This is a genomic window from Pseudomonas canadensis (assembly GCF_000503215.1).
In the GTDB taxonomy this organism is placed as follows: Bacteria; Pseudomonadota; Gammaproteobacteria; order Pseudomonadales; family Pseudomonadaceae; genus Aquipseudomonas; species Aquipseudomonas canadensis.
This window is the reverse complement of record NZ_AYTD01000014.1, coordinates 47,357-64,729: the sequence shown is the minus strand read 5'-3', so window position 1 is coordinate 64,729 and position 17,373 is coordinate 47,357. Positions and strand designations below refer to the sequence as shown.

Genomic DNA, 17,373 nt, shown 5'->3' with positions numbered 1-17,373 from the left:
AATATTATTAAAGAATAAGCAGCCTTGCTAGGATCGCTCCACCGGAACACCGGACATAACGCGCAACCTACTCAGATGGAGCCACTATGTCCGGCGCCGACACTTCTCACAGCGATTACGTGGGCGGATTGTTCCGCAGTCATTACGACTGGCTGTGCAGCCGTTTGCACCGCCACCTCGATTCCCGTGCCCACGCCGAAGACATTGCAGCCGACACCTTCGTCCAGTTGCTGAGTGCGCCGGGTGTCGTGCCCATCCGCCAGCCGCGTGCGCTACTCACCACCATCGCCCAGCGGCTAATGTATCAACTGTGGCGCCGGCGTGATCTGGAGCGTGCCTACCTCGACGCGCTCGACAATGACGAAACGGCTACCGCACCGTCTCCCGAAGAGCTGGCACAAATGCTCGAAGCCCTGCACGCCATCGACCAGTTGCTCGACGGCTTGCCGGCCAAGGTCAAGGCGACCTTTTTGCTCTCGCAGCTCAATGGCCTGACCTACCCGGAAATCGCCAGCGAACTGGGGATTTCCCAGCGTTCAGTCAGCGACTATATGACCCGCGCCTTCAACCGCTGCCTGCGGCTGTGCCTGGAATGAGCGACGAGCTGATCGACAGCGCCACGCGCTGGTACGTGCTGCTGCGCTCCGGCCAAGCCACGGCGGGCGACTGGCAACGCTATGGACAATGGCGCGCTGCCGACCCGCGTCATGATGCCTTGTGCCGACAGTTGGAAAGCCGCCTGGGCATGTTCCAGGTTCCCCAGGCGCAAGGGGTGAGTGGCAAGGTGTTGCAGCAGGCGCTGGAGGCATCGTCCAGTCGACGTCATGTGTTGCAGGTCGCTCTGGCCGGCGCTGGTGTGGCAGTTGGCGCGGCCTTGCTGGCCAAGCCGCTCGGCGTGCCGTTGACTGAACTCACGGCGGATATCCGTACCGGCACCGGCGAGCGCCGTGCCGTCACGTTGGACGATGGCAGCGAATTGCTGCTCAACGCGCAAAGCGCGGCCGACATCCAGTTTGATCCGCAACGCCGCCTGGTACGTCTGCGCGAAGGCGAGTTGTTGGCCAAGGTCGCCAGTGATCGCATCCGACCGTTTTTGATCCAAACCGACCAGACCCGCCTGCGCGCCTATGGCAACCGGTTCCTGGTGCGTGAACGGGCAGGGCTGGGCCAGGTGGTCGCCCTCAACGGCGCGGTGGAAATCGACGGCCAGAACGGCGAACGCCTGCAACTCGCCGCTGGCCATGAAGTGCATTACGACCGTGCCGGATTCGGTCCGGTGCAGGCCAGTTCCTCCGGCGCCACGGCCTGGGTCGACGGCTTCCTGCAAGTGCGCGACCGCCCGCTGGCTGAAGTCATCGACGCACTGCGGCCCTATCACAATGGTGTGCTGCGCCTGGACCCTTCCGTGGCGGGCCTGCGCGTCAGCGGCTTGTACCGGCTGGACAACCCCCAGCAAATCCTTGACACCCTGGCGCGCACCTTGCCGATCCACATTACCCGCCGCACCGGTTTGTGGGTGACTGTCAGTGCGGTATAGCCGATTCACTCGGTCCCTGTGGGAGCTGGCTTGCCTGCGATGCGAGCGGCTCGGTCTGTCAGTCCAACCGAGTCGACGTCATCGCAGGCAAGCCAGCTCCCACATAAAGCGAGGAGGCTATGCCTATGTGGGTTCTAAGGACATAACCAAACGATCTGCAAGTTTTCCCCCCGCTGACCCACATCACTCCCGTAAGCGCTGCGGGGAGCAGCGTTCTCGTGTTTCCTTGGGGGGAGCCAAAGTGAATCAGTTCAACCGTGTGCCGCTTCGAACCTTTGCCCTGGTGCCGTTGGCCAGTCTGTTTTTCTCGTTTGCCGCCGGTGCCGAAGAAGCACGCCAGGTCTATCACATCGCCCCTGGCCCGCTGGATGAAGTGCTGCTCAACATCAGTCGGCAAAGTGGTCAGGTGATCTCGTTCACCCCGCAACTGGGTAACTATTCTTCGGCCAGCGTGGACGGTTCGCTGTCGGCGCAACAGGCGGTGGATGCCGCGCTCAAGGGCACCGGCCTGCAAGTCCAGGTCAGTCCGGACGGTGCGTTCATCATCAAGGAAGGCGCGAGCAAAAACGCGACCAGCAACGTCAAGGCACAAACCAGCGCAGCGCAAGCGCCGACCCTGGACCGCGTAGTCGCCATCGGCACCCGGCGCAGTGATGCCACGGCCCTTACCAGCGCCGCACCGGTGGACGTAATCAACGCCGAAGAACTCAAGCAAACCGGCGCCACCAGCCTCAACCAGGCGCTGTTCCAACTGCTGCCGTCGTTCAACTTTCCGCAGAACCAGAGCGCCACCCGTGGCCAGAACCCCAAGGGCGCGTCCCTGCGTGGCCTGGCGCCGGACCAGACGCTGGTGCTCATCAACGGCAAGCGCCGTCATGCCTCGGCGGTGGTGAACATCTCCGGCGGCGTGCCGTTCATTGGCGCACAGCCGGTGGACCTGGATATGATCCCCATCAGCAGCATCGATCATGTCGAAGTGCTGCGCGATGGCGCGTCGGCGCAATACGGCTCGGATGCGGTAGCCGGTGTGGTCAACATTGTGCTCAAGGAACGTGACAGCGGTGGCCAGGTCAACACCCAACTGGGTAAATACGCCCAGGGCGACGGCTTCAGCAAAACCACCGACGGCTGGTACGGCCTGGGTTTGCCGGGGGATGGCTTTCTCACCTTGAGCTTCAACACGCTCAACAACAAACCCCCTGACATTGGCGACAAATACGTCGCCGACGGCCAACTGCAAGACCCGCGCTGGGGCGGTGCAGGGCGCGATAAATTCAACCTGGCAGCCAACGCCGAAATCGGCCTGAGCGACCAGTGGCGCCTCTACAGTTTCGCCACCTTCGGCCAGGACAAGTCGGTGAACAACACGCCACCGCTGCTGGCGAATAACCCGAACAACGTGCAGGGCATCTACCCCAACGGCACCATTCCCAAATATCGCTACCGCTATGAAGACGGTGCGCTCACCGTGGGCACCCGCTACGAAGACGACACCCTCGGGCGCTTCGACCTCAGTGCCACCTACGGTCGCGACAAGCACGATGAGTTGGCGTTCAACACCGTCAACCCGAGCTACGGCCTGAACAGCCCGACCAAATTCGACGTGGCCACCCTGATCAACGACCAGACCAACATCGGCCTGGATTACGCCAAGGATCTGGACGTCAACTGGTCAAGCCATCCGCTGACCGTCTCGGCGGGCATTGCCTATCGCCATGAGCAGTATCGTCTGGAGGAGGGCGACTACGAGTCCTACTCCTTTGGCGGCATCAACGGTGTGCAGGTCGGCGCGGTGCAAGCCTCCGGTCTCACGCCAGACGACGCCGGCACCTACAAGCGTGATGTCGGCGGCGTTTACTTTGGTCTTGAGCACCAGCTCACCGACAAATTCCAGGTCGGGCTGGCCGGGCGTACCGAGCACTATTCGGACTTTGGATCGGCCACCACCGGCAAGCTGTCGGCGCGGTATGACTTCACGCCGCAGGTGGGCTTGCGCGCCACGGTGAACAACTCCTTCCGTGCGCCGACCCTGGGGCAGATCGGCACGTCGTGGACCACCACCACCAACGTCGACATCAACGGCAACCCGGTGCTGACGCGCATGTTGCCCGCCGACAACCCGGCCGCCCGTGCGCTGGGTGCCGAGCCGCTCAAACCGGAAAAATCCACCAACTACTCCCTGGGCCTGGTGCTGCGCCCGATTGAAAACGCTTCGCTGACTATCGACGCCTACCAGATCTCGATCCGTGATCGCCTGCTCTACAGCGGCGGCATTTCCGGGCCGCGCGCCGAGCAGATCCTGCAGCAAGCCGGGTTTGGCCAGTACACCTGGGCGCAGTTCATGACCAACGCCGCCAACACCCGCACCCGAGGCGTCGACATCGTGGGCAAGTACAACCTGGACCTGGCGCAGTACGGCGCGTTGAGCCTGTCGGCCGGCTACACCAAGGCACGCACCACGATCGAGAAGGTCCACGAAAACCCCAACGGCTTCGACATCCTCACCCGCGAAGCCCGTGGCTTCCTGGAACACGGTTACCCCGAAGACAAGCTAGTGCTCGGCGCGACCCACCGCATCGGTGCGTGGACCATCGCCCTCAGCGAAACCCGCTACGGCGAATACCGTAAATACGCCGCCAGCGAAGCCAACGCCCAGTACGACCAGACATTCGGCGCGCAGTGGAACACCGACCTGGACGTGAACTACGCCTTCACTCAACAACTGCGTTTGTCAGTCGGCGCCAACAACCTGTTCGACAGCAAGCCCGACGACTTCAACACCCGCCTGCGCCAGACGCCGGGCCAGCAGTACAGCTACTTGTCGCCGTCGGCGCCGGAAGGGGCGTTTTACTACACGCGGCTCAGTTATGACTTTTAAGCAGGGGAAACCGAGTTGCGGCCATCGCCGGCAAGCCGGCTCCTACAGATCACCACGAGGTTCTGCATGAAAACACTTAAACACCTGCTCGGTGGCTCGCTGCTGGCACTGGCCGTCTTGGCGCAACCATCAACGGCCGCTGAAGCCGTCAAACCCATCCACTTCGGTGACATCACCTGGGAAAGCGGCAGCCTGATCACCGAGGTACTGCGCCTGATTGTCGAGAAAGGCTACGGCCTGCCGACCGACACTTTGCCCGGCAGCACCGTGAGCCTGGAAGCCGCCCTGGCCAAGGACGATATCCAGGTGATCGGTGAAGAGTGGGCCGGGCGCAGTCCGGCATGGGTCAAGGCGGAAAACGAAGGTAAAGTGTTTGGCCTGGGCGATACGGTCAAAGGCGCCACCGAAGGCTGGTGGGTGCCGGAGTTCGTGATCAAGGGCGATGCCGCGCGCGGTATCAAACCCCTGGCGCCGGACTTGAAGTCAGTGGCCGACCTGCCGCGCTACAAGGACGTGTTCCGCGACCCCGAAGACCCGAGCCGTGGACGCTTCCTCAACAGCCCAACGGGCTGGACGTCGGAGATCGTCAACAGCCAGAAGCTAAAGGCGTACAAACTCACCGACAGCTTCGTCAACTTCCGCACCGGCTCCGGCGCGGCGTTGGATGCCGAAGTGGCGTCGTCGATCCGTCGTGGCAAGCCGGTGCTGTTCTACTATTGGTCGCCGACGCCGCTGCTGGGTCGCTTCAAGCTGGTCAAGCTGGAAGAGCCGCCCTTCAACGCCGAAGCCTGGAAGACCCTCTCCGACGCGAAAAACCCCAACCCCATCGGCACCCGCTCGATGCCGGCGCGGCTGGCGATTGGTGTGTCGGCACCGTTCAAGGCGCAGTACCCGCAACTGGTCAGCGTGTTTGAAAAATTCGACCTGCCGATTGATCTGCTCAATGGCATCCTCGGCGAAATGAGCGAGAAACGTACACCGCCGCGCCAGGTCGCTGAAGCGTTCCTCAAGGACCACCCAGACGTCTGGCAGCAATGGGTGCCGATCGATGTGGCGACCAAGATCAAGGGAGCGCTCTGATGCTTAAAATCTTCGCTGCTGCGGTACTTTCGCTGGTCGTCGGTCTGGTGCTGGCGGCCGAACCTGCCACGTTACGCATCGGTTACCAGAAAAGTTCGGTGAGCATGGTATTGGCCCGTGAGCACAAACTCTTCGAGGAAGCGTTGCCCGGCACCCAGGTGCAGTGGATCGAATTCCTCGGCGGCCCGCCGCTGATCGAAGCGCTGAACGGCGGCAGCCTGGACATCGGCAATATCGGTGATATCCCGCCGATTTTCGCCCAGGCCGCTGGCATCGACTTGCAGTATTTCGCCGTAGAACCCAACGAGGGCAAGACCGAAGCGGTGTTGGTGCCAAAAGCCAGCAGCGTACAGAGCGTGGCCGAACTCAAGGGCAAGCGCGTGGCGCTGCTCAAGGGCTCCAGCGCCCACAACCTGTTCCTTAAAAGCCTGCTGCGCGCCGGTTTGCAATGGAAAGACGTGAATGTGGTGTACCTGTCGCCATCCGACGGGCGTGCCGCTTTTGAGCAAGGCAAAGTCGACGCGTGGGTGGTGTGGGACCCGTACTACTCCGCGGCCGTGGTCGACGGTTCCGCCCGCGTGTTGGGCGATGGCCAGGGCCTCAATCCGGCGGGCAGTTTCTTCGTGGTGAGCAGCCCGTTTGCCAAGCAATACCCGCAATCCATTGGCGCGATCATCCAGACACTGGCCAAGGCGCAGCGCCTGTCCCTCGACCAGCCCGAAGCCAGCATCGCGCTGATGGCCAAGACCCTGGGCCTGCAACCCGCGGTGGTCAAAAGCTACTTCGAACACCGTTCCTCCACGCCGATTCGTCCGCTGCAAGCCGCCGATATCGCCACCCAGCAACACACCGCCGACCTGTTCTTTGACAACGGCCTGATCCCGAAAAAGGTCGATGTACAGCAAGCTGTCTTCAAGGCGCCATGACCATGCAACCGATCTACATCGATTTTCTCAACGGCCTCGACATCGACGAACTGGGGCTTACCAATGACGAAATCCTCAGCGCCATCGAAGCGAGCCTGGCGATCCAGGGGCGTGGCGAGGCGGTGATCGAGCCGCGTACCCACCTGATTCCCGGCGGCGGGATCAACGGTCACTTCAACGTATTGCGTGGTGTGCTGGGCGGCGATATCGGCTATGCCGGTGTCAAAGTGGTGGGGGACTTTGTCGACAACTACCGCAAGGGTTTGCCCTCGGAATTGGCGATCCTCAACCTGCTCGACCCCGCCACCGGGATTCCCAAGGCCATCTTGGATGCCTCGGCGATCACCGACATGCGCACCGGTGCCATCACGGCCATCGGCGCCAAATACCTGGCCCGGCCCGACAGTAAAGTGCTGGCGCACATTGGTGCGCGTGGCACGGCGTATTGGAACGTGCGCTTGCTGGATCACCTGTTCGACTTCGACGAAATCCGTGTGCACTCACGCCGCAGCGAAAGCCGGGAAGCCTTCGCCGAGCGGCTGCGCAAGGACCTGGGCAAGTCGGTGATCGTCACCGACGATTGGGAGTCCACCGTGCGTGGCGCCGACATTGTGGTCGAGGCGTCGCGCCTTGATCAGCCCGAACCGTTGCTGCGCACCGACTGGATCAAACCCGGTGCTTTCGTGGTGCCCTACGGCACCATGAGCGCGGTGGAATTGTCCCTCACCGACATCATGAGCAAGCTGGTGGTCGATGATTGGGGCCAATGCAAAGGCGGGCTATTTGGCTCGCTGCGCGCCCATGTTGAGACTGGCAAACTCACTGCCGAGACCCTGCATGCCGAACTGGGCCAAATTGTTGCCGGCTTGAAAAGAGGCCGGGAAACCGCCGAGGAAACCATCCTGTTCTGGCACCGCGGCCTGAGCCTCAGTGATATCGCGTTGGGCCATGCGCTGCTGGAAAAAGCCGGGCGCCTGGGGATTGGCCAGCGGTTGCGCTGGGCATGATTCACTTCGATCCCGAAGGCTTGAGCCTCGCCGATTTGCTGGCGATTGCCCGCCAGGACGTACCCGCGGATTTCTCTGCGCAGGCCCGTCAGCGTATTGAAGAAGGCCATCAGTTGTTGGTGAAACTGGCGGCTGAAGGCACGCCAATTTATGGCGTAAATACCGGCCTCGGTGCAGCGGTGGATACGGCGGTAGCGCCCGTACAGGCGAGTATTGCGTTGGGTCGTGCGGTGGGGGTCGGGCGCCTTGCCAATCGCCAGGAGCTGCGCGCGATCACGGCTGCGCGGCTGGCCGGATTGGCTCAGGGGCGTTCGGGTATTTCTCCGGGGGCGGCGGATGCACTGCTAGCGTTGCTCAATTCCGGCGTCGAGCCCGATGTACCGTTGCTCGGCTCGTTGGGCGAGAGCGACCTGGCGCCACTGGCGCACCTGAGTCTCGCGTTGTCAGTGCCGCTGACCGGCAAAGATGGCTTGGCGCTGGTCTCTGCGAATGCGGCCAGTGTTGGGCTGGGCGCGTTGCTGGTGGCTGAGGCGCAGCGGGCCTTGGAGGTTTTGCTGGCGGCGCTGGCGTTATCGTGTGAAGGCTATCGGGCCAACCTCAGTCCGTTCCAGCCGTGGGCTTCGCGTCTGCGGCCGGCTCCGGGGCAAAGCGAGCAGTCGGCGGCGTTGTTGCAGTTGCTGGCGGGTGGTGAGTTGGCGGAAAGCCCACGGCGCTTGCAGGACCCGTTGAGCTTTCGCTGTGCCACGGTGGTCCAGGGTGCGGCGCAGCAGGCGCTGCACGCCCTGCATGAATTGGTTGAATTGGAACTGCGCAGCGGTGCGGATAACCCGGCGTTGATCAGCGAAGCGTCGCTTGTGCTGGCCACGGCGAATTTCGACAGCACCCACTTGGCGCTGGCCACTGAAGGGTTGGGCCTGGCGCTTACCCGTGTCGCCGCGTGCAGTGCTGAACGCATTGCCAAGCTGCTGTCGCCGGCTTCCAGCGATCTGCCGCGCTTCCTGATCACTCAACCCGGTCATGTCGGCATGGCCGCCTTGCAGCGCACCAGTTCGGCGTTGGTCGCGGAAATCGGGCACCTGGCCAATCCGCTGCCGGCGGTCAGCGTGCCGGTGGCGGACCGTGTTGAAGACTATGCGGGCCAGGCCATGGCGGTGGTCGACAAGACTCGTCGCTTGACCGAGCGGGTGCTGTGGCTGGCCAGTATTGAACTGATCGTCGCCGCGCAGGCGGTGGATTTAAGGGGGGCGCTTCGGCTGGGGCAAGGTGTGCGGCTGGTCCATCAAGCCGTGCGCAGCCAGGTGGCTCATCTTGATGAAGACCGCTCAGGCTCGGTGGATGTACTGGCACTGGCCACCTTCCTCGAATCCACCCCATTCCCTCTGTAGGAGCCGGCTTGCCGGCGATAGGCCCGTGAGGACGCCATCGCCGGCAAGCCGGCTCCTACAGGGGCTGCGTTTGCCTTAGGGATTCTCGGCGGCCAACGCCGCAATCACCGCCGGCCGCTCACCCACCCGCTGCTGAAACGCCGCCAGCGCCGGCCACTTATCCAAATCAATCGCGTGAAACGCCGCCCAGCGCAGCACCACAAACAGGTAGGCATCTGCCACCGAGTACTGCGCACCCAACAGGTAATCCTGGCGCTCCAGCGTCTGCACCAGCACCGTGAAACGCTTGAACAGCGTGGCCTGGAATGCAGCTTTCACTTCGCCCTGGATCGCACCGTTGAAGAACACGGCCAAGCCGCCATGAATCTCGGTGGCAATGAAGTTCAGCCATTCCTGCAGGCGCACGCGTTCCCAGCTGCCATTAGCCGGCGCCAGGCCTGCGGCGGGTTTCAGGTCGGCCAGGTATTGCAGGATCGCGCTGGCTTCGGTCAGCACCTGGCCGTTGTCCAGTTTCAGCGCCGCGACGTAGCCCTTGGGGTTGATCTGCAGGAAGTCTTCGCCGTCGGCGGTGGTCTTGGCTTGGTTATCCACCAAGACCAGGTCGAACGGCAGCGCCAATTCGCGCAGCACGATATGCGGGGCGAGAGAACAGGCGTGGGGGAAGAAATACAGTTTCATCTGGGGCAGCTCCGTTGAATTTGCGCCAGTCTCGCGGGCGTGGCACCGTGCGTAAAATTAAACGTTCAGACCCCTGCCATAAGGACAGCTACTGCCATGATGAACCTGATGCACTGGCGCTTGCTGGTGGCCGTGGCCGATCACGGCAGCATCACCGCCGCCGCCGAGCGCGTGGGCATGACCCAATCCGCCGCCAGCCAGGCTATGGCCGGTATGGAAGCGACGCTGGGGGCGCAGCTGTTTACCCGTGAACCGCGCAAGACCTTGCCCACCGCCCTGGGCTTGAGTGTGATCGAGCAGGCGCGAGTCATGCTTGGGGCGTTGCAGGCGATTCGTAGCACCGTGGACGAAGCCAGGCCCATGTTGCGTGGGACGATTCGCATCGCCAGTTTCCCCATGGTGCTGGCGACATTTCTGACACCCGCATTGCAGCGTTTTGCGCAGCTCTATCCTGGTATTGACGTCACCACCTTGGATGTCACTGACAACGAAGTGCTCACCCTGCTCGACACCGGCCTTATCGACTTGGGCGTGGTGCTCAACCCCACGCCCGAGCGCAATGCGACGGTGTTGGGCCGTGACTTGTGGATGGCCGTGCTGCCAGTGGAGCACGCGCTGGCGCAGCGCCCCGCCGATGCCACGGTGTCGCTTGAGGAATTGCTTGAGCAGCCTTTCGTGCTGGCTACCGGTGGCTGTACCGCTAATGCCCGCAGCCTGGGCGCCGCCGCCGGGCTGACCCTGCGCGATGTCCGCGTTGAGGTGCGTGAATGGAACAGTGCCTTCAGCCTGGTGCGTGAGGGCGTCGGCGTCACACTGGTGCCGGAAATGGCCTTGCCGTCCCAGCGCAAGGGCCTGCGCGTGATGGCGTTGGATGTGCCGCTGCACCGCGAATTTGCCTTGGTCGGCTCGCCGGATCGCCCACTGTCAGCCGCCGCCCTCGCATTGTTAAAAATGCTGGCTGACTAGTGGCCTTGCATAGCGCCAAGCCCTGTCTATGCTCACCCGGAACCGTTTATGACGCTTGGCATATAAAGCGATTTGGATGGTTATTTCCCCATGAAGGTGTGCCAGCAATAGCCAACAAATGAATGGAATGCGCCTTCCAGGCGCCGGGAATCTAGGGTGATCTGACCATGTTCTACCGCCATCACAAATCCGACCTGCAACAAATCGAACGTTTTTCCTGCGCACTCACCGAATCCAACGCCAAACTCGCCGCTATCAGCCGTTCCATGGCCATGATCGAGTTCGACCCCAGTGGCGTGATCCTCGACGCCAACGACAATTTCTGCAAAACCATGGGCTATAGCGTCGAGGAAATACGCGGTAAACATCACCGCCTCTTTTGCGACGAGCCCTACACCCACACCGATGCCTACGCCAAGCTATGGCGCGACCTGGCGCGGGGCGAGGCCCTCAGTGGCACCTTCATGCGCTTGAACAAGCATGGCCAGGAAGTCTGGCTGGAAGCCAGCTACATGCCGGTGCTGGACAAGGACAATCACGTTCAGAGCGTAATCAAAGTCGCGTCGGACATTACTGCGCGAGTCCATCACGAGCATGAAAACCAGAGCCTGATCGATGCTATTGGCCGTTCCATGGCGGTGATCGAGTTCACCCCGCAGGGCCAGATCATCAACGCCAACGAAAACTTCCTGAAGACCGTGCAGTATTCTCTGGATGAAATCGTCGGCCAGCACCACAGCATGTTCTGCCACCGTAATGAAGTGGAATCGCCGGCCTACAAGGCGTTCTGGGCGTCGCTCAATCGTGGCGAATACCACTCGCACCGCTTCGAGCGCAAAAACAAGTACGGCAAGACCCTGTTCCTGGAAGCCTCCTATAACCCGATCTTCGACACCAATGGCCGCCTGTACAAAGTGGTGAAGTTCGCCAGCGACATCACTGACCAAGTCACCACCCTGCGCACCGCCGCCGACTCGGCCCACGCCACCTCGGTGCAAAACGACGCCTGCGCACGCAAGGGCTCGGAGGTGGTGCAGCAAACCGTACAGATCATCGAAGAAATTTCCCACGATTTGAACCAAGCGGCGCAGAGCATCGATGCGGTGAGTAAACAATCGGACATCATCGGAGCCATCGTGCAGACCATCCGTAGCATTGCCGAGCAGACCAACATGCTCGCGCTCAACGCCGCGATTGAAGCGGCGCGGGCCGGCGAACACGGGCGCGGCTTTGCAGTGGTGGCCGACGAGGTGCGCAGCCTGGCCGCACGGACGAGCCATGCGACGGTGGAAATTGTCGATGTGGTGCGCAAGAACCACGACCTGTCGCTGAGCGCGGTGTCGAGCATGCAATCGAGCTTGAGCCGCACGGGGCTGGGGGTGGAATTGGCGAATGAAGCGGGGCAGGTGATCCTGGAAATTCAGGAAGGGTCACGGCACGTAGTGGATGCGATCGGTCAGTTCAACTCGACGTTGCAACTGCAATAACCCAAACCCTATAGGAGCAGGCCTGCCGGCGATGGCGATCTTGAGGACGCTATCGCCGGCAAGCTGGCTCCTACACTGATTTGGGTGGCTTTTAGATTGCGGCCAGGGTTTCTTTTACTGTCTGGGCCTGCGGGTCAGCGGTTTTGGCGGCTACCTGCTGTTCTTGCTGTTGCTTCAAGCGCTCGGCCACTTGCTTGGCGAAGGCATCCTGCTTTTCCTTCGACATGTTCTGCAAATCGGCTTCAGTCAACCCCTGCTCCTTGAGCAGTTGGTCACGGATGCGCTCGGCCGGGGATTTGCTCATGTAGTCGGTGAATTCCGAGCGTGCACCGGAAGCGGCGCTGGTCGCCGGCACATCGCTGGTCGACGCGCTGGTCTGCAACTGCACGCGGGTCTTGGCAAAGGCTTCGTCGATGCGGTCGGCGGCCTTGTCCAGTTCCTTCTGCGCGGCGGGCACGGTCACGCTTTGCTGAGCGGCTTGCAAGGCGCCGCTGTACAGCGCGCTGGCGGCGGCGTTGGCGGGGTCCATGTCGGGCCGCTTGATCTGTTGAACAGTCGAAACGGCTTGGGTGTTGTTGTTAACCAGCATGATCGGTCACCTGGGGGAATGTTCGGTGCCACAGGTGGAGCAAATAGTGTGCCGGGTGTGAAGTGCCCGGTTTTATTGGGGATCGCCTGGCCGCTGCGGCAAGCATTGTCCCGCAGGCGGCCAACCGTTGCCGTCAATGGGCGATGTTTTCCAGCGCCAGGTTCCGCGTGCGCGGCCCGAACCAACTGATGGTGATCATCACGATCAACATGCTGCTGGCAATGAACGCCAACACGCCCGGCGTGCCCAGGTGTTCGAGGATAAAACCGATCAACAAACTGCTGAACACCGTGGACAAGCGGCTGAACGAGTAACAGAAGCCTACTGCCCGTGCGCGGATGTTGGTGGGGAACAATTCACTCTGGTACGAGTGATAGCTGAAGCTCAGCCAGGCGTTGCAGAACGTGATCATTACCCCACAGATCACCAGCCCCACCGCCGTGGTTTGCAGGGCAAACAGGCTGCCGAAGATCATCGCGCCGAGGGCCGAGCCGACGATCTGCCATTTGTTTTCAAAACGGTTGGCCACCTTCACGAACAGCAGCGGCCCCAGCGGATAGGCGAGGGTGATGATGAAGGCGTAGAGCAAGCTGTGGGTCACGCTCACACCCTGGCCGGACAGCAACGCCGGCAGCCAGTTGCCGAAACCGAAGAAGCCGATGGCCTGGAACACATGGAACACGATCAGCATCAAGGCGCGGCGGCGGTAAGGGGGCTGCCAGATATCGGCGAAGCGGCCGCTGCCTTGCACGCTGACGGCTTCGGGTTCGGGCTCATCCAAGGGTTTGCCATGGTCTTTCTGGCAGCGCGCTTCGAGGTTGTCCATGATCAGACCGGCCTCTTCAAAACGCCCTTTTTGTGCAAGCCAACGCGGCGACTCCGGCAAACGCTTGCGCAGTTGCCAGATAAACAGCGCAAACACGGCGCTCGACAACACCACCCAACGCCAACCTGACACGCCGAACGGCGCTTGCGGCACCAGCCACCACGACATCAACGCCACCGCCGGCACCGACAGGAACTGGATAAAAAACGCAAAGGCAAACGCCGAGCTGCGCATACGCTTGGGCACCAGTTCCGAGAGGTAAGCGTCGATGGTCACCAGTTCAATGCCCAGGCCAATGCCGACCAGGAAACGCATGCAGATGATGCCCACGGCGGAGGTCTGGATGCCCATCAATACTGTGGCGACGGTGTACCAGATCAACGCAAAGGTGAAGATCGCCCGCCGTCCGAAGCGGTCGGCGATGGGGCTGAGCAGGCTGGCGCCGAGGAACAGGCCGAGAAAAGTTGCCGAGGCGAATGCAGCCTGGTCCGAGAAGCCGAATACGCCCTCGCTGCCGGTATGGAAAATTCCGTCACTGATCAGGCCGGGGCTGATGTAGGCGGTCTGGAACAGGTCATACAGCTCGAAAAAACCGCCAATCGACAGTAACGCCACCAGGCGCCAGACGGTGGCGACGGCGGGGAGGCGGTCGATACGTGCGCTGATGTGGGCGGCGCGGATGGGGTCGATGCCGTCGGTGATAGAGAGTGCGGGCATGGGAAAACTCAATAAGTGATCGGAATCTCAAATGTCTGAAACGCATCATCCTGGGGATGGTAACCCAGCACCCGCGTGGTTTCGCTCAGGTCCAGGCGCTTGAAGCGGTTATTGGATATGCCGTGGGCGATCAGGTGCTTCACGCCCTCGGCTTCCACCGAACGTTGCAGCAACTGCACGGCATCGCGTGGGCTGAGCCAGGCGCTGAGGTCGCGGGCGTTATTGAGGTCGTGGGTTTCGGGGAATTCGAAGGCGCCGATGCGCAGGGCGATGGTCGACAGCGGGGTCTTGGCAGCGTAATAGCCGCACAACGCTTCTCCGTAGCATTTGCTCACTCCATACAGATTGGCGGGCATCACCTGCATGCCGGGCGTGATCTGGCGGTCCACCGGGTAGCCTTCGATGGTTTGCGCGCTGCTGGCGAACACCAGGCGTTTCACGCCAGCGGCCACGGCGGCTTCGAACAGGTGGGTGGTGGCAAGGATGTTATTGGGCAGTAACTCATCGAATGACGCGCTGGCGTGGGGAATGCCTGACAAATGCACGATCACGTCGATCACGTCGATGCCGTCGAGCAAGGCCGCCAGACTGGACTGATCGCTGAGGTCGGCGTGCACGAAGCGGTGCTCGCCCAAGTCGAAATCCGGCGCGATGCGGTCGGTGAGGGTGAAGCGGTAACGGTCTTTCGAGGCGTCGAAAAACGTCTTGCCGATTCTGCCGCAGGCGCCGGTGAGCAGTACGTTGAGTCCTTTCACAGTGGCGTCCTTGTTTTTAGTTATGGCCGTCGAGGGCGAAGGTTTTAAAGCCAGGGCGCTGGCTGAGGCGCTGGTAATACGCCTCCACTGCAAGGTAGGGAGGATGTTCCAGCGGGGCGTTGCGCCAGCGGTGTACCGAGAGGCCGACGAGTATGTCCGCCAGGGTGAATTCAGCGCCGGTGACGTAGGCGCCGGTCTTGATCAACTGTTGTTCGAGCAGGCCCATCTTGTCATTCCAGGCCTGCACGCCGGCTTGAATGCGCTGTGGGTCCTGGTAGTCCGGGTTCTGGCGCACCAACGCATGGAACGCGTAGCCCCAGGACGGGTTGAGTTCGGTGGCTTGCCAGTCCATCCATTGCTCGACCCGGGCCCGTGGCGCGGGTTCGGCGGGGAGCAGGTCGTGGCGTTGATAGAGGCTGACCAGGTAACGGCAGATGGTGTTGGATTCCCACAACACGCCGTGGTCATCGATCAACACCGGCACCTGGGCGTTGGGGTTCAGGGCGAGGAAGTCGGCGGATTGGGTGGGCTTGAAGCCGATGCCCCAGTCTTCGCGCTGGTAGTCGATGCCGAGTTCCTGGCAGGTCCAAAGCACTTTGCGCACGTTGATGGAGGACGTGCGGCCCAAGATTTTCAGTGAGTGTCCCATGGTGCTTTCCTAGCGGTGGAGAGCAACCAATCTAGCAGGGTCAGGTACTCTCCCGCACCTGCAACTCAAACCCCATGTCCACCACCGGCTTGGCGATCTTGTTGCCTGCCATGATTGTCAACAAGTGCTCCGCCGCACGCCGCCCAATCGCCTCACGCGGGGTGCTGATGCTGCTCAGGCGCGGCACCATGAAGGACGAGGCTGGCAGGTCGTTGAAACCGAGCACCGCGACGCGCTCCGGCACTTTGATGCCATGGCGCATGGCTTCCAGCAAGGCGCCCTGGGCCAGGTCGTCGTTGCCGAAGAAGATTGCATCCACGTCGGGATGGGCGGCCAGCAGTTGCAGGAAGAGTTCGCCACCCAGGCCGACTGAGGAAGGGCGGGGTGTCAGCAGTTCCAGCGCCGGGTCGTACAAGCCGGCGTGTTGCAGCGCTCGACGGAAACCTTCGCCGCGCAGCAACGTGCGTTGGTCCAGTTGCGCGCCGATATACGCCAGGCGTTTGTACCCACGGGACAACAGATGCGCCGCCGCCGTTTCGCCCGCGCTCAGTTGCGAGAAACCCACGCAGTTCACCCCGGCGTTGGGGTCCAGGTCCATCATGTACACGCACGGCACATTGCTGGCCTCGACCATCCGTCGGGCGCTTTCGGTGCGATCAAATCCGGTCAGCAGCAAACCCCGTGGCTGGTAGGCCATGTAGTTGCGCAGTAGGTTTTCTTCTTCATCGCGGGAATAATGGAAGTTGCCGATCAGCACTTCAAAGCCCTTGGGCCGCAGCACTTGGTGGATGGCTTCGAGGGTTTCGATAAACAGCAGGTTGGACAGCGATGGCACCAACACCACCACCGAATGGCTCTGGGCTGAGGCCAGGGCGCGGGCGGCGGGGTTGACCACGTAGTTCAGTTCGGCGGCGGCCTGCTGCACTTTTTCCACCAGTTCTGTGGCGACGGTGCTGATGCCGCGCAGCGCGCGGGACGCGGTAATCGGGCTGACGCCAGCCAGGCGGGCGACTTCGTTTAGGGTTGGGCGACCCGTGGTGCGCAATTTTTTATCGTTCTTGGAGGTCATCAGGCGGCTTGCCAAACAAAAATCGAGGCACTAAGGTAGCGCTGTCTCCAAAAGGCTGCAAATTCTTGAACAAAGGGTTGCCTGATCCTGTTCAAAGCGTTGGAGCGGATGCACGCGTCACTCCATAAAAAAAGACAAGACGGCGCGGGAAAAGCCTGTTTTTGCACTAGCCTTACAGCGTGCAAAGGTAGCGCTATCTGCGTCCTGAGGTGTTTCATGAGTCAACCTGTTACCGCCCTGGTCATCATGGGTGTTTCCGGCTGTGGTAAGTCCAGTGTCAGCGAGGCCCTGTGCCGCCTGAACGGCGCTACCGCCATTGAAGGCGACAGCTTTCACCCTGCCGCCAACATCGAAAAGATGAGCGCCGGCCACCCCCTCAACGACGACGACCGCGCCGGCTGGCTCGACATCCTCTGCGATGAACTGCGCCGTTCGCTCAAAGCGGGCGAGCATCCCGTGCTCACCTGTTCCGCCCTGAAAAAGAAATACCGCGATCACCTGCGCGAAGCCGCGCCGGGCCTGGGTTTTGTCTTTTTGGAGCTGACCCGCGCCGTGGCCGCCGACCGCGTGTCCCATCGCCCTGGGCATTTCATGCCAGCCAGCCTCATCGACAGCCAGTTTGCCACCCTTGAATCGCCCAAAGGCGAACCGCTGACCCTGGCTCTGAACGCCAGCGAAGACAGCATCGAGGAACTGGCCGAGCAGACCAACGCCTGGTGGCTGCAACACGGCTTTGAACCTACTCATTAATTTTTTGCCGGAAAAGATAGCGCTATCCCCGGCAGGAAATTCAACACCCGCTTTAATAACAACAACAAACAGGA

The 17,373-nt window shown here is 61.8% G+C and carries 16 protein-coding genes and 1 pseudogene; 11 read left to right on the top strand and 6 right to left on the bottom strand.

All coding sequences use genetic code 11. The features are described 5' to 3' along the window. Positions 1-86 precede the first annotated feature (86 nt). The 7 genes from U367_RS0115375 (at position 87) to U367_RS0115345 (ending at position 8,813) form a co-directional block, all read left to right on the top strand. Positions 87-596, top strand: a complete 510-nt coding sequence (locus tag U367_RS0115375) for a sigma-70 family RNA polymerase sigma factor (protein ID WP_028617683.1) — start codon at positions 87-89, stop codon at positions 594-596. After that, positions 593-1,537, top strand: a complete 945-nt coding sequence (locus U367_RS0115370; RefSeq protein WP_028617682.1) for a FecR domain-containing protein — start codon at positions 593-595, stop codon at positions 1,535-1,537. Before U367_RS0115375 ends, U367_RS0115370 begins: the two co-directional genes overlap by 4 nt. 241 nt (positions 1,538-1,778) lie before the next feature. Continuing rightward, positions 1,779-4,415: a TonB-dependent receptor gene (locus tag U367_RS0115365; RefSeq protein ID WP_028617681.1), complete on the top strand. Its 2,637-nt coding sequence runs from the start codon at positions 1,779-1,781 to the stop codon at positions 4,413-4,415. Positions 4,416-4,481: 66 nt separating this feature from the next. Beyond that, positions 4,482-5,495, top strand: a complete 1,014-nt coding sequence (locus U367_RS0115360; protein ID WP_028617680.1) for an ABC transporter substrate-binding protein — start codon at positions 4,482-4,484, stop codon at positions 5,493-5,495. Next, positions 5,495-6,421 (top strand): aliphatic sulfonate ABC transporter substrate-binding protein, encoded by a 927-nt coding sequence (locus tag U367_RS0115355; protein WP_032864321.1) that lies wholly within the window; start codon positions 5,495-5,497, stop codon positions 6,419-6,421. Before U367_RS0115360 ends, U367_RS0115355 begins: the two co-directional genes overlap by 1 nt. A gap of 2 nt (positions 6,422-6,423) precedes the next feature. After that, positions 6,424-7,428: an ornithine cyclodeaminase family protein gene (locus tag U367_RS0115350; RefSeq protein ID WP_028617678.1), complete on the top strand. Its 1,005-nt coding sequence runs from the start codon at positions 6,424-6,426 to the stop codon at positions 7,426-7,428. Further along, on the top strand, positions 7,425-8,813 hold the full coding sequence (locus U367_RS0115345) for an aromatic amino acid lyase (RefSeq protein WP_028617677.1): 1,389 nt from the start codon (positions 7,425-7,427) through the stop codon (positions 8,811-8,813). Before U367_RS0115350 ends, U367_RS0115345 begins: the two co-directional genes overlap by 4 nt. Positions 8,814-8,888: 75 nt before the next feature. Here U367_RS0115345 and gstA read toward each other — a convergent pair whose 3' ends face one another. Continuing rightward, positions 8,889-9,491: a glutathione transferase GstA gene (gstA, locus tag U367_RS0115340; RefSeq protein WP_028617676.1), complete on the bottom strand. Its 603-nt coding sequence runs from the start codon at positions 9,489-9,491 to the stop codon at positions 8,889-8,891. A gap of 96 nt (positions 9,492-9,587) precedes the next feature. Between gstA and U367_RS0115335 the strand changes: the two genes are divergently transcribed. The 3 genes and pseudogenes from U367_RS0115335 to U367_RS1000000132730 all read left to right on the top strand — a co-directional run bounded on the left by U367_RS0115335 (position 9,588) and on the right by U367_RS1000000132730 (position 11,944). Beyond that, complete coding sequence (locus tag U367_RS0115335) at positions 9,588-10,457, top strand: LysR family transcriptional regulator (protein ID WP_028617675.1); 870 nt, start codon at positions 9,588-9,590, stop codon at positions 10,455-10,457. A 167-nt stretch (positions 10,458-10,624) separates the two neighbouring features. Further along, positions 10,625-11,401, top strand: a pseudogene (locus tag U367_RS1000000132735) (PAS domain-containing protein); the annotation flags it as partial. Then, on the top strand, positions 11,375-11,944 hold the full coding sequence (locus U367_RS1000000132730; protein WP_372514816.1) for a methyl-accepting chemotaxis protein: 570 nt from the start codon (positions 11,375-11,377) through the stop codon (positions 11,942-11,944). The pseudogene U367_RS1000000132735 and the gene U367_RS1000000132730, both read left to right, overlap by 27 nt. A 91-nt stretch (positions 11,945-12,035) precedes the next feature. On the opposite strand, the gene U367_RS0115325 is transcribed toward U367_RS1000000132730, so the two are convergent. The 5 genes from U367_RS0115325 to gntR form a co-directional block, all read right to left on the bottom strand. Continuing rightward, a complete protein-coding gene (locus tag U367_RS0115325; RefSeq protein ID WP_028617673.1) occupies positions 12,036-12,533 on the bottom strand; it encodes a hypothetical protein in 498 nt (165 codons plus the stop codon). A 133-nt stretch (positions 12,534-12,666) separates the two neighbouring features. After that, complete coding sequence (locus U367_RS0115320; RefSeq protein WP_028617672.1) at positions 12,667-14,076, bottom strand: MFS transporter; 1,410 nt, start codon at positions 14,074-14,076, stop codon at positions 12,667-12,669. An 8-nt stretch (positions 14,077-14,084) separates the two neighbouring features. After that, positions 14,085-14,831 carry an NAD-dependent epimerase/dehydratase family protein gene (locus U367_RS0115315; RefSeq protein WP_028617671.1) on the bottom strand — a complete coding sequence of 249 codons (747 nt, stop codon included), beginning with the start codon at positions 14,829-14,831 and terminating at the stop codon, positions 14,085-14,087. A gap of 16 nt (positions 14,832-14,847) precedes the next feature. Then, positions 14,848-15,480, bottom strand: a complete 633-nt coding sequence (locus U367_RS0115310) for a glutathione S-transferase family protein (RefSeq protein WP_028617670.1) — start codon at positions 15,478-15,480, stop codon at positions 14,848-14,850. Between the two features lie 40 nt (positions 15,481-15,520). Next, the gene (gntR, locus tag U367_RS0115305) at positions 15,521-16,552 is read right to left on the bottom strand and encodes an HTH-type transcriptional regulator GntR (protein WP_028617669.1); all 1,032 of its coding nucleotides are present in this window, start codon (positions 16,550-16,552) and stop codon (positions 15,521-15,523) included. Positions 16,553-16,765: 213 nt separating this feature from the next. Here gntR and U367_RS0115300 point away from each other — a divergent pair, with 213 nt between their 5' ends. Continuing rightward, positions 16,766-17,299, top strand: a complete 534-nt coding sequence (locus tag U367_RS0115300; protein ID WP_016975994.1) for a gluconokinase — start codon at positions 16,766-16,768, stop codon at positions 17,297-17,299. Positions 17,300-17,373: the final 74 nt, after the last annotated feature.

Excerpts from the sequence above, each read along its gene's own strand:
- U367_RS0115375 (WP_028617683.1), top strand. The coding sequence starts at position 87 with ATGTCCGGCGCCGACACTTCTCACAGCGATTACGTGGGCGGATTGTTC.
- U367_RS0115370 (WP_028617682.1), top strand. The coding sequence starts at position 593 with ATGAGCGACGAGCTGATCGACAGCGCCACGCGCTGGTACGTGCTGCTG.
- U367_RS0115360 (WP_028617680.1), top strand. The coding sequence starts at position 4,482 with ATGAAAACACTTAAACACCTGCTCGGTGGCTCGCTGCTGGCACTGGCC.
- U367_RS0115355 (WP_032864321.1), top strand. The coding sequence starts at position 5,495 with ATGCTTAAAATCTTCGCTGCTGCGGTACTTTCGCTGGTCGTCGGTCTG.
- U367_RS0115350 (WP_028617678.1), top strand. The coding sequence starts at position 6,424 with ATGCAACCGATCTACATCGATTTTCTCAACGGCCTCGACATCGACGAA.
- U367_RS0115345 (WP_028617677.1), top strand. The coding sequence starts at position 7,425 with ATGATTCACTTCGATCCCGAAGGCTTGAGCCTCGCCGATTTGCTGGCG.
- gstA (WP_028617676.1), bottom strand. The coding sequence starts at position 9,491 with ATGAAACTGTATTTCTTCCCCCACGCCTGTTCTCTCGCCCCGCATATC.
- U367_RS0115335 (WP_028617675.1), top strand. The coding sequence starts at position 9,588 with ATGATGAACCTGATGCACTGGCGCTTGCTGGTGGCCGTGGCCGATCAC.
- U367_RS0115325 (WP_028617673.1), bottom strand. The coding sequence starts at position 12,533 with ATGCTGGTTAACAACAACACCCAAGCCGTTTCGACTGTTCAACAGATC.
- U367_RS0115320 (WP_028617672.1), bottom strand. The coding sequence starts at position 14,076 with ATGCCCGCACTCTCTATCACCGACGGCATCGACCCCATCCGCGCCGCC.
- U367_RS0115310 (WP_028617670.1), bottom strand. The coding sequence starts at position 15,480 with ATGGGACACTCACTGAAAATCTTGGGCCGCACGTCCTCCATCAACGTG.
- U367_RS0115300 (WP_016975994.1), top strand. The coding sequence starts at position 16,766 with ATGAGTCAACCTGTTACCGCCCTGGTCATCATGGGTGTTTCCGGCTGT.